Source organism: Bradyrhizobium uaiense (assembly GCF_010811875.1).
GTDB classification, from domain to species: domain Bacteria; phylum Pseudomonadota; class Alphaproteobacteria; order Rhizobiales; family Xanthobacteraceae; genus Bradyrhizobium; species Bradyrhizobium uaiense.
Genome location: NZ_VKHP01000971.1, coordinates 1 through 244, shown reverse-complemented (window position 1 = coordinate 244; position 244 = coordinate 1). Strand labels below are relative to the sequence as shown.

Below are 244 nucleotides of genomic sequence, written 5' to 3'. Positions count from 1 at the left end.
GAGCAGGAGATCGCTCGCCTCCTTGCATCTTTCCGGATCACCCACCATGACAGGCACAATGTGCGTTTCGCTGGGCATGACCGGTAGGCCGGCGGCGTTGAGCACGGACTTTACCCGCGCGGCGCGGGAAGGGGCCCTGCACCGGATCGACGTGGTCGAGGGCACGCTGGCGAAGGCCTTCGGCGGCCTCGGCGGCTACATCGCTGCGAATGCCGACGTCATCGATGCAGTGCGCTCCAACGCA

1 pseudogene is annotated in these 244 nt (G+C 66.4%); it reads right to left on the bottom strand.

What is annotated here, in order from left to right:
• A pseudogene (locus FNJ47_RS52570) lies at window positions 1–144 on the bottom strand (aminotransferase class I/II-fold pyridoxal phosphate-dependent enzyme); the annotation flags it as partial.
• Window positions 145–244: the final 100 nt, after the last annotated feature.